Annotated in this window: 15 protein-coding genes; 10 read left to right on the top strand and 5 right to left on the bottom strand. The window is 74.9% G+C overall.

The annotated features are described in order from the left end of the window. The first annotated feature begins 176 nt into the window (after positions 1-176). The 3 genes from ACPZVR_RS04170 to ACPZVR_RS04160 are packed head-to-tail and all read left to right on the top strand — an operon-like array spanning position 177 to position 1,484. Complete coding sequence (locus ACPZVR_RS04170; RefSeq protein WP_436698315.1) at positions 177-548, top strand: Rv2175c family DNA-binding protein; 372 nt, start codon at positions 177-179, stop codon at positions 546-548. A 10-nt stretch (positions 549-558) separates the two neighbouring features. Beyond that, positions 559-1,071, top strand: coding sequence for a guanyl-specific ribonuclease (locus ACPZVR_RS04165; protein ID WP_436698314.1), 513 nt, complete (start codon positions 559-561; stop codon positions 1,069-1,071). Next, a complete protein-coding gene (locus ACPZVR_RS04160; RefSeq protein WP_436698313.1) occupies positions 1,068-1,484 on the top strand; it encodes a barstar family protein in 417 nt (138 codons plus the stop codon). Before ACPZVR_RS04165 ends, ACPZVR_RS04160 begins: the two co-directional genes overlap by 4 nt. Positions 1,485-1,512: 28 nt before the next feature. Here ACPZVR_RS04160 and ACPZVR_RS04155 read toward each other — a convergent pair whose 3' ends face one another. Next, entirely contained in the window at positions 1,513-2,601 is a 1,089-nt protein-coding gene (locus ACPZVR_RS04155) for a polyprenyl synthetase family protein (protein ID WP_436698312.1), read from the bottom strand. A 76-nt stretch (positions 2,602-2,677) separates the two neighbouring features. Between ACPZVR_RS04155 and metF the strand changes: the two genes are divergently transcribed. After that, on the top strand, positions 2,678-3,568 hold the full coding sequence (metF, locus tag ACPZVR_RS04150) for a methylenetetrahydrofolate reductase [NAD(P)H] (protein ID WP_436698311.1): 891 nt from the start codon (positions 2,678-2,680) through the stop codon (positions 3,566-3,568). 3 nt (positions 3,569-3,571) lie between these two features. Here the strand turns inward: metF and ACPZVR_RS04145 are convergent, their stop codons facing one another. Further along, positions 3,572-4,888 (bottom strand): phytoene desaturase family protein, encoded by a 1,317-nt coding sequence (locus tag ACPZVR_RS04145; RefSeq protein WP_436698310.1) that lies wholly within the window; start codon positions 4,886-4,888, stop codon positions 3,572-3,574. A 6-nt stretch (positions 4,889-4,894) separates the two neighbouring features. After that, positions 4,895-5,374: a YbaK/EbsC family protein gene (locus tag ACPZVR_RS04140; RefSeq protein ID WP_436698309.1), complete on the bottom strand. Its 480-nt coding sequence runs from the start codon at positions 5,372-5,374 to the stop codon at positions 4,895-4,897. A gap of 47 nt (positions 5,375-5,421) precedes the next feature. Here ACPZVR_RS04140 and ACPZVR_RS04135 point away from each other — a divergent pair, with 47 nt between their 5' ends. The 6 genes from ACPZVR_RS04135 (at position 5,422) to ACPZVR_RS04110 (ending at position 9,672) form a co-directional block, all read left to right on the top strand. After that, positions 5,422-5,967, top strand: a complete 546-nt coding sequence (locus tag ACPZVR_RS04135) for a hypothetical protein (protein ID WP_436698308.1) — start codon at positions 5,422-5,424, stop codon at positions 5,965-5,967. Positions 5,968-6,040: 73 nt separating this feature from the next. Then, positions 6,041-6,499, top strand: coding sequence for an SAV_6107 family HEPN domain-containing protein (locus tag ACPZVR_RS04130; RefSeq protein WP_436698307.1), 459 nt, complete (start codon positions 6,041-6,043; stop codon positions 6,497-6,499). 47 nt (positions 6,500-6,546) lie between these two features. After that, a complete protein-coding gene (locus ACPZVR_RS04125; protein WP_436698306.1) occupies positions 6,547-7,263 on the top strand; it encodes a methyltransferase domain-containing protein in 717 nt (238 codons plus the stop codon). A 48-nt stretch (positions 7,264-7,311) separates the two neighbouring features. Further along, positions 7,312-8,517: a DNA polymerase IV gene (gene dinB, locus ACPZVR_RS04120; protein ID WP_436698305.1), complete on the top strand. Its 1,206-nt coding sequence runs from the start codon at positions 7,312-7,314 to the stop codon at positions 8,515-8,517. A gap of 140 nt (positions 8,518-8,657) precedes the next feature. Next, on the top strand, positions 8,658-9,080 hold the full coding sequence (locus tag ACPZVR_RS04115; RefSeq protein ID WP_436698304.1) for an SCO2097 family morphological protein: 423 nt from the start codon (positions 8,658-8,660) through the stop codon (positions 9,078-9,080). A 265-nt stretch (positions 9,081-9,345) separates the two neighbouring features. After that, positions 9,346-9,672 carry a DUF433 domain-containing protein gene (locus tag ACPZVR_RS04110; protein WP_436698303.1) on the top strand — a complete coding sequence of 109 codons (327 nt, stop codon included), beginning with the start codon at positions 9,346-9,348 and terminating at the stop codon, positions 9,670-9,672. A 16-nt stretch (positions 9,673-9,688) separates the two neighbouring features. Here ACPZVR_RS04110 and ACPZVR_RS04105 read toward each other — a convergent pair whose 3' ends face one another. Then, positions 9,689-12,040 carry a transglutaminase TgpA family protein gene (locus ACPZVR_RS04105; protein ID WP_436698302.1) on the bottom strand — a complete coding sequence of 784 codons (2,352 nt, stop codon included), beginning with the start codon at positions 12,038-12,040 and terminating at the stop codon, positions 9,689-9,691. Next, the gene (locus ACPZVR_RS04100; protein WP_436698301.1) at positions 12,037-13,281 is read right to left on the bottom strand and encodes a DUF58 domain-containing protein; all 1,245 of its coding nucleotides are present in this window, start codon (positions 13,279-13,281) and stop codon (positions 12,037-12,039) included. Before ACPZVR_RS04100 ends, ACPZVR_RS04105 begins: the two co-directional genes overlap by 4 nt. Between the last annotated feature and the right edge of the window lie 7 nt (positions 13,282-13,288).

The following is a 13,288-nucleotide window of genomic DNA, read 5'->3' as shown; positions in this document are numbered from 1 at the left end:
CCTGTGCATGTTCTTCCGGCCCGGCCGGGGAAGTGACCGGAAGGACCATCGTACGGGGAGGGGCCACGTCCGCCCGCAGCCACGCCGGTGGGGGAGGATGGGCCCATGGACCACCCCACCCGCTTCTCCGCCGCTCCGGTTCGCTCCTCCGCGAACGACCGACCGGGGACCCCGCGATGAGCGAGCCGCGCCTGGCCGACCACGACCTGGCCGTGCTCGTCGAGGACTGGCTGGACTGGGACCAGGCCGCCGCCGAGCTCGGCGTCACCCCGGCCAAGGTGCGCACCATGGTGCGTGAGCACCAGCTCGCCGCCGCGAAGCCCGGTCCCGGCCGCCCCCAGGGCGTCCCGGCGCTCTTCCTCGTCGACGGCGAGCCGGTCAAGGGCCTGCCCGGGCTGTTGACCCTCCTGCACGACAACGGCTTCGACGACCGGGAGTGCATCGCGTGGATCTTCCTCGACGCCGATCTGCCCGGCCGCGCGATCGACGCGCTGCGGGAGAACCGCGGCTCGGAGGTCAAGCGCCGGGCCCAGGCCCTCGCGCTCTGAGGACGCGCCCGTGCCGCGGCTGAGCCGGCGCACGACCCAGGTCGTCTCCACGCTCGTCACCGTCGTCCTGCTGGTCGGGGTCTGGTGGCTGCAGTCCGGCGGCTCCGACGACGCCGACCCGGCCCGGGCGAGCGACGGCCCGAGCGTCTCGGCCTCGCCGAGCGCGACCCACCAGGGGACAGCCGAGGCGACGCCGGAGGAGACGGCGGAGGAGGCGCCCGGGGCCGACGAGGACGGCATCGCGTACGTCGACCTCGCCGACCTGCCGCCCGAGGCCGCCGCGACCGTGGCGCTGATCGAGACCGGCGGCCCGTTCCCCCACCCCGGCAAGGACGGCTCCACCTTCGGCAACTTCGAGGGCCTGCTGCCGGACCGGCCGCGCGGCTACTACGCGGAGTACACGGTCGACACGCCCGGTCTCGACCACCGCGGCGCGCGCCGGATCATCGCCGGCGACGCGGGAGAGCTGTACTGGACCGCGGACCACTACGAGTCGTTCGAGCGCATCCGGGAGAGCCGGTGAGCGGCCTCGCCGCCGTCCTGGCCGGGCGGCACGCCCCGGGCGTGCACCGCTGGGAGTCGGGGCTCGACGTCGCCGACGTCCGGCGCGCGGTCGAGCACGCCGGCTGGCGGTTCGGGTACGCCGACACGCTCGCCCTCGACGCCTCGCAGCCCGTCCTGCGGGTGATCGGCGATGCCGTCGGCGTCGCGGACCACTTCGCCGGGCGCAGCCTCGACGCCTTCAACGACGTGCTGCGCGACCTGGCCGGGCCGACCGTCCTGCTGTGGGAGGGCTGGTCCGGGTTCGCCCGTGCCGAGCCGGCCCGCTTCGAGCTGGTGGTCGAGGTCCTGGCGCAGCGCGGCGAGGCCGATCCGGCGATCGAGGTGCTGCTACGCGGTCCCGGCCCGCAGACCGGCCTGCCGCTGCTGTCGTAGCCCCGTCGCGCCGCGCGTCTCGGGACCGTCAGCGGGTGCGGCGGGTCGCCGCGGCGGCCAGCTGCTCGAGCACCCGGCACGCCTCGGCGTCCCAGCCGGCCTCGGCCTGTCCGCTGCGCAGGGCCGCGACCGCCTCGCGGGCGAGATCGTCGATCATCGTCTCGACCCGCGCGCGGGCGCCGCAGCCGTCGATGATCGTGCGCAGGTCGGCGACCTGGTCCTCGGACAGCGCGGTGCCGAGCGCGGCGTCGAGCCGCTCGGCGTCGGCCGGGGCGGCGTGCGCCAGGGCGTGCGCGACGAGGACGGTGCGCTTGCCCTCGACCAGGTCGTCGCCCGCGGGCTTGCCGGTCGTGGCCGGGTCGCCGAACACGCCCAGCAGGTCGTCGCGCAGCTGGAACGCCTCGCCGAGCGGGAGGCCGAAGGCGCTGAGCCGCTCGAGCGTGGCGGCGTCCGCGCCGGCGAGCGCCGCACCGACGTGGATCGGCCGCTCGATGGAGTACTTCGCGGACTTGTAGCGCAGCACGGTCATCGCCTGGGCGACATCGGCCCGGCCGCGTGCCTGCACCGAGACGTCGAGGAACTGCCCGGCGATCACCTCGGAGCGGCACAGGTCGAAGACGTCGAGGGCGGGTCCGACCCGGTCCCAGCCCAGCCCGCAGCGGCGCAGCAGCTCGTCGGACCAGGACAGCAGCAGGTCGCCGAGCAGGATCGCGGCCGCGGCGCCGTACTGCTCCGGGTCGCCGCGCCAGCCGTCGGCGCGGTGCGCGCCCTCGAACGTGCGGTGGGTCGCGGAGCGGCCGCGCCGGGTGTCGGAGGCGTCCATCAGGTCGTCGTGGACCAGCGCGCTCGCGTGCAGCAGCTCCAGCGCGGCCGCGGCCCGCCGTACCGCCTCGGCCTGGGCCGCGGCGGGAGCGCCGGCGATCGCGGCGTACCCCCAGTGGCAGAACGCGGCGCGGAACCGCTTGCCGCCGGTCACGGTGACCCGCGCCTCGGACAGCAGCCGCGCGGCGTCGCCGCCGAGCGGGGCGAGGCGGGTGGCCTGGTCGGCCAGGAACGCGTCGAGCGTGGCCTGGACCTCGGTCCGGAAAGCGGTCGGGTCCCACGCCTGCTGTGTCACCCGAGTGAGCCTAGTGACACCCGGGATCGGCGAGATGCCCGGCCCCGACCCCGTTCGGCCACCTACACTGCGGCCCATGACTACCGGTGCCGGACGCTCCCTCGGCGAGATCCTCCGCGAGGGCGGGCGATCCTTCTCCTTCGAGTTCTTCCCTCCGAAGGACGAGGCGGGTGAGGCCCAGCTGTGGGACGCCATCCGCGCCCTGGAGCCGTACCGGCCGACCTTCGTGTCCGTCACCTACGGCGCCGGCGGCAGCACCCGCGACAAGACGGTCGCGATCACGGGGCGGATCGCCCGGGAGACCTCGATGGTCCCGATGGCGCACCTGACCTGCGTCGGCCACACCCGCGAGGAGCTCGAGGGCATCCTCGACTCCTACGTCGCCGAGGGCGTCAGCCACGTCATGGCACTGCGCGGCGACCCGCAGGAGGGCCCGCGCGCCGAGTGGACCCCCACCGAGGGCGGGCTGAACTACGCCGTCGACCTGGTCGAGCTGGCCCGCTCGCGCGGCGACTTCCGGGTCGGCATCGCCGCCTTCCCCGAGGGCCACCCCTCCGCGGAGTCCCTCGACGCCGATGCCGATGTGCTGGTCGCCAAGGCCCGGGCGGGCGCGGAGTTCGCGGTCACCCAGATGTTCTTCCGCGCGTCCGACTACTTCGCGCTGGTCGACCGGGTCCGCGCCCGCGGCGTGGACATCCCGATCCTCCCGGGCATCATGCCGATCCTGAACCTGGCCGCCATCCGCCGGCAGGGGGAGCTGATCGGCACGAGCGTGCCCGACGACATCGTCGCGCGGATCAGCGCCCACGACGGCGACCCCGCCGCGGTGCGTGCCGAGGGCATCAAGGTGGCCGCCGAGCTGTGCGACGAGCTGCTCGCCGGCGGCGCGCCCGGGCTGCACTTCTACACGCTGAACCGCTCCAAGGCGACGCTGGAGATCTTCGAGGCCCTCCAGATCACGGTCTGAGTCTCAAGCGGGACCGACGAGCTGCGCGACGAGCGCTGCCGACTGCGTCACGAAGGGCACGCCCGCGCCCGGCGCCGTGTGCGCGCCGGCGGCGTAGACGCCCGTGATCGGGGTGCCCGGGCCGATCCGGCGGCGGACCGTGCCGCGGCCCTGCCAGAGCACGCCCATCGGCGAGCCGCGCCACTGCTCGACCTGATCGCGGGGGGAGAGGTCGACCCGGGTCACGACGTTCTCGCGGATGTCGATCCTGTGCCGCGCCAGCGCGTCGAGGAGGTCCTCGGCGATCTTGCCGCGGCCGTGGATCGTCCAGGCGGCGCCGCCCTCCGGCGCGATGCCGCCGGTCCGGACGGTGAGCAGCGGCTCCTCGTGAATGACCAGCTCGTGGGGCAGGTCGGGCAGCTCGCCGGTCAGGCCGACGTGCGCCACGACGGGCGGGATCGCGGGCATCGTGCGCTCGACGTACGGCGCCAGCGCGGGCAGGCGCCGCGGGTCGATCGCGACGACCACGACGTCGGCGTCCGCGTCGCCGTCCGACGTGCGCACCGCGGCCACGCGCCCGTCGCGGACCACGAGGTCCTCCACCTCGACCCGGGTGCGGACCTGCACGCCCCGGGTCTCGAGGCGCCCGCCCAGCAGGGTCGCGATCCGGCCCATGCCGCCGGGCACCCGCCACCCGCCGAAGCGCTGCTCCAGGAAGGAGGTGACGCCCACCCACGACGGAACGTTGCGCAGGTCGTGCCCCTCGGCGATCGCGGGGTGTCCCGCGACGAGCGCCAGCCGCTCGTCGCGGAAGGCGTGCCGGAGCCGCTTGTAGAGGGTCTCGCGGATGTCGAACAGCCCGTTGAGCTCCTTCGGGACCGTGCCCTTGCCGCGCGGGTCCCAGGGCTCCTCCACGTAGTGGCGGCGCAACACGTCCCAGACCGGGCCGTAGACGTCGACGTGCTCGGTCCACTTGGCGCCGAGACCGGCGCCCAGCTCGTCGAACGCGGCCATCTGCTCGGCTCGCGATCCGCCCGGGAGTCGCACCGACGTACGGTCGGCGAACCGGTGCTCGCGCAGCACGGGGAGCGGCTCGAGATCGGCCCCCAGCTCCTTCTCGAGCGGGCGTCCCGACTTGCGGAACAGGTCGCGCAACGCCGCCGGCAGCAGCGTCGAGGCCGGACCGGCGTCCCAGACGTGACCGTCGCGCTCGACCGGGGCGATCGCCCCGCCGATCCGGTGGGACGCCTCCAGCAGCGCGACCTCGTGGCCCAGCTTGGCCAGTCGTGCGGCCGCGGCCATGCCGCCCAGGCCGCCGCCGACGACGACGATCCGTGCCATGTCGCCTCAGTCCTTCGCGACGTCGATCGGCGTGGCGCCGGTCAGCTCGAGGAGCTCGTCGTAGGTCGTCGAGAAGACCGCGGCCGGGTGGCCCGCGGCCGCCCAGACGACGTCGTGACGTCGCAGCCAGGAGTCGAGGTAGGTCGGCACGGGGGCGGGATGGCCGATGGGGGACACCCCGCCGATCACCTGGCCGGTGTGCTCACGGACGAACTCCGGCTGGGCGCGGCGCAGCTCGGGACCGCCGATGGTCGCCCGGACCAGGGCGGTGTCCACGCGGTGGGCGCCCGAGGTGAGGACGAGGACCGGGCTCGCGTCGGCGTCGAAGAGCAGACTGTTGGCGATCGCCCCCACCTCGCACCCCAGCGCCTCGGCGGCGAGTGCGGCCGTGTGGACCGAGTCGGGCAGAATGACGATCTCGCCGGTTCCGCCCCGGCGCTGGTGCTCGTCGCGGAACCGGGTGATCGAGGGATGCTCGGCCGACATGGGGACGACCCTACCGAGCACGACACCACCCACGGACTGGAGGAAGCATGCCCGAGACCGAGCAGCAGGCCCGGCCGCCCGCCGTCGTGATCGCGTGCTGGCTGTTGTGGTTCCTGGTCGCGGCCGGCCTGCTGGTGTGCGTGCTGGTCGTCGCCCGCCGCGACGACCTGGGCAGCGTGTGGTCGCCGATGCAGGTCGGTGACAGCACCGTGCAGCCGGTCGAGTTCGTGCCGGTGATCCTGGTCCTGTACGGCGTCACGGCCGTGCTGGCCGCGACGCTGATCGCGCTCTTCCGCACCGGCTACGACTGGGCGCGCCACGCGCTGGCGGCGATCGTGGTCGGCGTGATCCTCGTCGCGGTCGCGACGGTGCGCACCGACCCGCCGACGATGGTCGACGGGATGGCGATCGCCGCCGCCGTGATCGGCGCGGTGACCCTGGTCTTCCTGTGGCACCCGCAGAGCGCCGGGTACGTCCGCGAGGCCGGCCGGGGCGCGAGCCGCCCGGGCGACGCGGAGCCGGACGCGCAGGGATCGGGGGAGTCGGCGCCCGCCGGCCGTGGCGGGAAGAGGCCCGGCCACCCGGACGCTTGAGTCGTGTCGGACCCGGGGTGTACCTTCGAGTCGTTCGAACAGGTGTTCGAATCCACTCGAAGGAGGAGCCGCCGTGGCCCAGCAGTCCGCCCCCGTCACGGTCAGCCCGCACGCGCTGCCGGCGACCACCCACAACTACCTCATCCGGTCGGCAGAATCCCTGAGTGAGGCGGTGGCGGCCCGCGACGTGGCCACCCGCTACGCCTGCGCGCATGTCGCCGCGCTGCGGGCCGCCGCAGCGCTCCTGGCCGCGCGCGCCCGGCCCGCGGCCGGGCGCCGCCGGGCGCAGCGCAACGCCTGGGTGCTGCTCGCCGAGGTCGCCCCCGAGCTGTCGGAGTGGGCCGCCTTCTTCGCGGCGGGCGCGGCGAAGCGCGCGGCCGCCGAGGCCGGCTCGGCGCGGGCGGCGAGCGAGCGCGAGGCCGACGACCTGGTCCGCGACGCGGACCGCTTCCTCGCCCTGGTCGAGCAGGCTCTCGGACTGACGCCCCATGTCCCGCTCGGCGAGCAGCTCGCCGGCCTCGCGGTCGGGTGACGGAGCGCCTGCCGGCCTGACTCCCGGATGCCACTAATGTTCGGCCCATGGCCTCTCGCGAGCAGCGTGGATCGGTCCGCACCGCGGTCGTGTGGGACGCCCTGGAGTCGGCGCTCGCGGACGGACCGCGGGAGGTGGTCGACCTCGGTGGCGGCACCGGCGGCTTCGCGGTGCGCCTGGCCGAGTCCGGCCATCGGGTCCGCGTCGTCGACCCGAGCCCGGACGCCCTGGCGGCCCTCGCGCGGCGAGCCCAGGAGGTCGGCGTCGAGGTCTCCGGGCTCCAGGGCGACGTCGCCGACCTGGTCGACGTGGTCGGCGCCGGCAGTGCCGACGTCGTGCTGTGCCACGGCGTGCTCGAGGTCGTCGACCCGGCGCTCGCCCTCGACCGGATCGGCCAGGTGCTGCGGCCGGGCGGGCTGCTCAGCCTGGTGGTCGGGCAGCGTCACGCCTCCGTCATCACCCGGGCCATGGCCGGGCACTTCCAGCACGCCCGGGCACTGCTCGACGACCGCGCCCCGGTCGATGCGCGCACCGGTCGCCGGTTCACGGCCGACGAGGTCGCCGCACTGCTCGCCGAGCACGGCTTCGGCGCGGGCTCGGTCCACGCGGTGCGCGTCTTCGCCGACCTGGTCCCGGCCGCTCTCGTCGACCAGGAGCCGGGTGCGGCCGCGGCCCTCGTCGAACTCGAGCGTGCCGTCGCGCAGCGCCCGGAGTACCTCCCGCTCGCCACGCAGCTCCACGTCCTGGCGCACGCCGCCTCCTGACCCGGGCCCGCGGCACCCGGCCCGCCGACCCCGCTCCAGGAGCGGGCCGTGAGCGTCGCCTGCCCGATCCTCCACGTCGACATGGACGCCTTCTACGCGTCCGTCATGATCCGCGACCGACCCGAGCTCCAGCACGTCCCCGTGGTCGTCGGCGGCGGGCACCGCGGCGTCGTCCTCTCGGCCAACTACCCCGCTCGCCGCTACGGCATCCGCTCCGGGATGCCCGGCGCCGAGGCGGCGCGCCTGTGCCCCCACGCCGTCACCATGCCGCCCGACTTCGGCCTGCTCACGCCGGTGTCCAAGGCGATCATGGAGACCTTCCGCACGATCACACCGGTCGTCGAGGTCACCTCGCTCGACGAGGCCTTCCTCGACGTCCGCGGGGCGGTCCGGCTCTTCGGCCCACCGGAGGCGATCGCCGAGCGGCTGCGCTCCCGCGTACGCGCCGAGCACGGCATCACCTGCTCGGTCGGCATCGCCGCCTCGGTCTCGGTGGCCAAGCTCGCGAGTCGACAGGCCAAGCCCGACGGCGTCCGGGTGATCCGCCCGGAGCGGTTCGTGGCCGAGGTCCATCCGCTCGACGTCGGTGACCTCTACGGCGTCGGCGAGGCCACCCGCCGGCGCCTGCACCGGCTCGGCCTGATCACCGTTGGCGACGTCGCCGCGATCCCCGTCGACCTCCTCCGCCGGATGGTCGGTCACCACCTGGGCGGTCACCTCCACGCCCTGGTGTGGGGGACCGACCGCACGGAGCTGGTCGCCGGCGGCGCAGGCGTCTTCGGTTTCGGGGAGGGCGAGCCCGAGGGCAGCATGGGCGCCCAGCACACCCTCGCGTTCGACATCCGCGACCGGGCCGCGCTGCGCCGCGAGCTGCTCCGCCTGACCGCCCGGGTGGCGGCCCGGGTCCGCGGCGCGGGACGCACCGGCCGGACCGTCACGGTCACCGTCCGCTTCGCCGACTTCACCACCGTGCAGCGATCGCGCACGCTGCCGGAGCGCACCGACGTCACCCAGGAGGTCTACGCCGTCGCGGTCGTCCTGCTCGACGGTCTCCTCGACGCCCGGCGGCCCCGGTCCGCGGCCGTGCGCCTGGTGGGCGTGCGCGTCGAAGGGCTGCGGCACGAGCGCGCCGGGGACGGGCGCCAACTGGCCCTGGGGGAGCGCGACCCGGGGTGGATCGACGCCGACCGGGCCGTCGACCGGGCCGTCGACCGGTTCGGTCACAGCGCCGTGCGTCGCGCGAGCCTGCTCTGATCCCGGCCGTCTCGCGAAGGGTCCGCAGCGAGCCCACCCGACAATTTCGGGGGACGCCCCTACCCCCGCTGGAGATGCCTGCCTACACTTGGAGGAAGAGTCATCGGCGGAGAACCGCCTCACACGTGTCGGAGGATTCGGTGCCACTCTCGGAAGAGGAGCTGCGACTGCTGGAGCAGATGGAGCGCGCCCTCAGCGAGGAGGACCCCAAGTTCGCGTCCACCCTGCGGGGCACGACCCTCCGGCAAGCGGCCCGTCGCCGGGCCATCCTCGCCGGCGTCGTCTTCGCCGTCGGCGTCGCCGTGATGATGGGAGGAGCCGTCAGCGGCTACTGGCCCGTCGGTGTCGCGGGGTTCTTGATCATGCTCGCCTCCGCCACCATCCTGCTCGGCTCCCTGCGGGGCCAGCGCCCCGGTGCCGCGCCGCATGTCTCGTCCCACCCGTCCGGCTTCGGTGTCGTCGACGGCGGCCGACGCGGCCGCAGCCACGGGCACGGCCGGTCCTCGGGCTTCATGGACACCCTCCAGGCGCGGTGGCGCCGCCGCAAGGACCGCGGGTTCTGAGTCTTCGGGCCGAGCGTGTCGGATATCGAGCTCGCCGCCCGGTCCTCGCTGCGCTCGGACCGCGGGCGTCGCCCGATGCGCTGCGCGCGTCCGCCACGCTGCCGGCCGCGCGGTTGACCCCGGCGGAACCCCGGTCCGCCCGGCGGCCACGCGGAGTCTTCGGGCCGAGCGTGTCGCCTCTCCACCGGCACCGCACGGCCCTCGCCGGCTCGACCCGTATCGGAGCAGGTGCCGGTACGCTGTCACCACAGGAGGTGCCTTCGCGATGACGGTCGCGGCAATCGAACCCGAGCCGGTTCCGCTGGTCCGAGACGAGGCCGGCAGGCTCATGGTGCCTGGCACCCGGATCTCCCTCGACATCCTCGTGGCCGCCTTCAAGCGGGGTGAGTCACCCGAGGCGATCCACGACGACCACGAGATCGTTCCGTTGGCCGATGTCTACGCGATCTTCTCCTACTACCTGCGTCATCGGGCCGAGGTAGAGGCCTACCTGAGCGAGCAGTTGCGGCTCGGCTCCGAACTCCAGACCCGTCTCGAGGAGACCTACCCGCCGGAGGGCCTGCGAACCAAGCTCCTCGCGCCACTGCGGTGACCAGCGGGCCCTGGGTCTAGCGGCGCCAGACCGAGAGCGGGATCCAGCGCGCCCGGCGCCGTACGCCCGGCGCGACGCCGGCCTCGAGCGCCGCGACCACGCGTGCGCCGTCCTCGGCGAGGGTGGTGCGCTCCTGTGTCGCCACCGCTGAGGGACGCGCGTAGCGGGCCCGCTCGACGGCGAGCACCAGGCGCTCGAGTGCGTCCGCGGCCTCCGGCGCGGCCTCGGCGCCGGTGCGCGGACGCTCGGCGGTGGCGTCGCCCGGGGCGCCGAGGTGATCGAGCAGGAGACGTCCGGCCTCGCGGGGGGAGCGGCCGTCCGGCCAGGGCCGGCCCAGGTCGAGGGCGGTCGCGCGTACCTCGCTCCACACGTCGTCGGGCGAACCGGCGAGCCGACGCCGCCGGGCGCGGGCGCGGACCGATGCCGGGCCGCCGAGAGCCGCCCCACCGAGCAGGACGAGCACGAGGACGACCAACCCGCCCACGAGCAGGGGAGTGGGGATGCCTCCGTCGTCGCCGGTCGCGGCGGTGCCGGGGTCGCGGTCGATGTCGGGGCGCCGGCTCGGACCCGCGCTGGGTGCGACGGTGGCGGTCGCGCCCGGTGTCGCGGACGAGGCCGCGGTCGGACCGCCGCGCGGGTCGTCGCTGCCGCCGGCGACCGGCACCCGCGTGTAGGCGGGAACGTCCTCGACGCGCCCGGAGGGCGTGGGTTCGAAGCGCACCCAGCCCGAGCCGGCGAAGTACAGCTCCGGCCAGGCGTGCAGGTCGTGACTGCTGTACTCCCAGCTGTCGTCGCCGATCCGGTCGGGCTGGAGGAAGCCGACCGCCACCCGCGCGGGGATGCCGAGGGTCCGCGCCATGACGGCCATCGCGGAGGCGAACTGCTCGCAGTACCCCACCCTGCCGTTGCGGGCCAGGAAGCCCTCCAGCGTCTGGTTCCCCGTTCCCTCCGGGGCCTTGGTCAGGTCGTAGGTGAAGCCGCCGTCCTGGCGGAACCACCGCTGCAGCAGCAGGGCGCGCTCGTAGTCCGAGGTCGCGCCCTCGGTGACGTCGATGGCGAGATTGCGCACGATCGGCGGCACGTTGCCCGGCAGGTGCAGGACCTCGTCCGCCACGTCGTCGGCCGCGGAGTCGCGGAAGAACCGGCGCTCGGTGCCGAAGTCCAGGCTCAGCGCGGTCATCGTGTAGTCGAGCTCGCGGGTGTCGAGATCGTCGTCGGCGGCGAGGAAGTCCATCGTGGAGGGGTCGAAGCGCCAGTCGCCGGGCGCGTCGACGGCCGCGACGGGATACTGGGTCGGCAGCCAGGTCGAGTCGAACTCCTCGGTGATCGCGACGTCGTACTCGTGCTCGGTGCTCCGCACCTCGGTCGATAGCCCGGGTGGACGTGCCACGGCACCGTCGGCACGGTCGTCGCGGGCCACGTCGCGGTCGCCGCTGCTCCACTCGTCGCCGGTGTAGCGGTTGAGCACGGAGACCCGCAGGTACGACGGGGCCGGGTCGTCGGTCCGGATCCGGATCAGCGGCACGTCCCGCCCCCGCTGCAGATCGCGGCGCATGTCGGCGATCGGCTTGCGGATCCGGATGTCGCCGTTGCCGCCCCCGGTCCCCAGGTCGAGCACGTTCACGCCCGCCGACGGCAAGAAGGCGGGGATCACCAGCGCGAGGGTGGTCGCCGCCACCCCGATCCGGCCGGCGCCGGCGCGCATCGCCTCGCGCAGCGGATCGCCCCGCCACAGCAGGTCCTCGTCGGGGCCCACCGTGCGTCCCCAGCGCAGGAGTTGGTCACGGGACTCGAGATGCAGCAGGGCCAGGAACCCGGCGGCGGCGCCGACGAAGCTCCACACGTCCGGGCCTCCGTCGAGCACGCCGCTGGGCAGCGCGTAGACCGCGAGCAGGACCAGTCCCGCGGCCGGCACCTTGCGTAGCGTGCACGCGAGCGTCTCGACGAGCAGGAGGACGGCGGCGCCCGCGACGACCAGGAGCGGCCAGACCGGTGGCACCTGCTCGCCGATCGGCGCGGCGTAGCGGCGGGCGCTGTCCACCGAGATCTCCAGGGCGTGCCAGATCGCCGAGGCGGTGTCGCCGGTGGGCACGAGGGAGCCGGTGACCTGGCGCGCGACCACGAGCAGCGTCAGCGCGGTCTGGACGAGGGTGGTGAGCCAGCGGGGGGTGCCCAGCCAGCGCAGCGTGGCACCGCTGGCCGCGAGCAGTCCGGCCAGGATCGCGAGCGGACGGAGATAGGTGCCGGGGATCTCGACGAAGCCGCGCCAGGCCGTGAGCGCCGCCCAGGTCGTCAGGACGGCGAGCACGCCGGTCAGCAGCGACGGTCCGAACGGGCCGCGCCGCTCGCTCCTGGGGGACCGGCTCATCCGCGCGCACCTCCGCGGACGGGCGCCCGGCCGAGCTCTCGCCACGACGCGTCCAGCTGGTCGCGCGGGCCCAGCGCGGTGGCCCGCCAGGCCAGTGACGTGACCGGGGCGGCGGCGTCGCCGCCCAGCCCCTCGCGGCCGGTCGACCACTGGCCGACGTCGAGCACGAGGGCGAGCGCGACGCCGGCGTCGTGCCGGATCCGGCGCAGTGCGGCCGTGTCGTCGGGGAGGAAGCCGCCGAGGACGGCCACCACGACCCCTCCGCGGGCCTGCTCGCCCGACCAGCCGACGTCGAGCGTCGCCCGGTGGGACATCTCGAGGACGGCCAGGTGCTCGAGCGCGCGTTCGGCGCCCACCGTGGGATCGCCGAGGGCCCCGCCGCCGATCCCGTCGGCGGTGCACAGCTGCACGACGTACCCGTGCTGCTCGAGGTGGACGGTCACGGAGGCGGCGGCGATGACGGCCGTCTCGAGGCTGGACGCCGCTCCCTGGCCGCGGTGGGCGAGTCGACGGTTGTCCAGCAGGACCGTCGCGTGGGCCTCCCAGGGCTGCTCCTCGCGGCGCACCATCAACTCGCCGATCCGGGCCGAGCTGCGCCAGTGGACCCGCCGCAGGTCGTCGCCACGACGGTACTCCCGGACGCTGACGTCCTCGGCGGACCCGGACGCGAAGGCCTGGGGGCGGTGGTCCCCGGCGCCCTGCCAGCCGCCGGTCAGCGGGATCGAGGGGAGCGGGACGACCCGGGGGGTCACGGTGAGCTGGGCGGTGCCGCCGATCGGTCGGCGGCGCTCCACCAGCCCGAACGGGTCCGCGAGCCGGGCCACGACGGGGCCGACCTCGTAGCGGCCCCGGATGTCGGACCGGACGGGATAGGACACGGTGCGCTCCCAGGCGCCTCCGAGTCCCTGCAGTACGAAGCGGGCGCGCCCGCCGAGCGCGTAGGGCACGGTGTCCTCGACCAGCAGCGCGCCGTCGGCGCGCTTGCGGTCACTGGAGATGGTGAGGTCGATCCGGGCGGTCTCGCCGGCACGGAGCAGACGCGGCCAGACGACGCGGGCCACCTCGGGGTCGTGCCGCCGACGGCTCACCACGAGCGCCGCCAGCAGCGGCAGCGCCATCATGAGCACCCCGACCCGGGTCAGGGCCGGCTGGCCGAAGCCGATCGCGCACACCACCGCCGTCGCTCCGGCCGCCAGGAACGCGCGACCGCGGAGGGTCAGGGAGGACAGATGTCGCCGCATCGGGCAC

The organism is Nocardioides segetis (genome assembly GCF_051390595.1).
Classification (GTDB): domain Bacteria; phylum Actinomycetota; class Actinomycetes; order Propionibacteriales; family Nocardioidaceae; genus Nocardioides.
This window is presented reverse-complemented; position numbering and strand designations above follow the sequence as displayed.

Coding starts and splice junctions, on each gene's coding strand:
- ACPZVR_RS04170 (WP_436698315.1), top strand. CDS start 177: ATGAGCGAGCCGCGCCTGGCCGACCACGACCTGGCCGTGCTCGTCGAG.
- metF (WP_436698311.1), top strand. CDS start 2,678: ATGACTACCGGTGCCGGACGCTCCCTCGGCGAGATCCTCCGCGAGGGC.
- ACPZVR_RS04145 (WP_436698310.1), bottom strand. CDS start 4,888: ATGGCACGGATCGTCGTCGTCGGCGGCGGCCTGGGCGGCATGGCCGCG.
- ACPZVR_RS04140 (WP_436698309.1), bottom strand. CDS start 5,374: ATGTCGGCCGAGCATCCCTCGATCACCCGGTTCCGCGACGAGCACCAG.
- ACPZVR_RS04135 (WP_436698308.1), top strand. CDS start 5,422: ATGCCCGAGACCGAGCAGCAGGCCCGGCCGCCCGCCGTCGTGATCGCG.
- ACPZVR_RS04125 (WP_436698306.1), top strand. CDS start 6,547: ATGGCCTCTCGCGAGCAGCGTGGATCGGTCCGCACCGCGGTCGTGTGG.
- ACPZVR_RS04110 (WP_436698303.1), top strand. CDS start 9,346: ATGACGGTCGCGGCAATCGAACCCGAGCCGGTTCCGCTGGTCCGAGAC.
- ACPZVR_RS04105 (WP_436698302.1), bottom strand. CDS start 12,040: ATGAGCCGGTCCCCCAGGAGCGAGCGGCGCGGCCCGTTCGGACCGTCG.
- ACPZVR_RS04100 (WP_436698301.1), bottom strand. CDS start 13,281: ATGCGGCGACATCTGTCCTCCCTGACCCTCCGCGGTCGCGCGTTCCTG.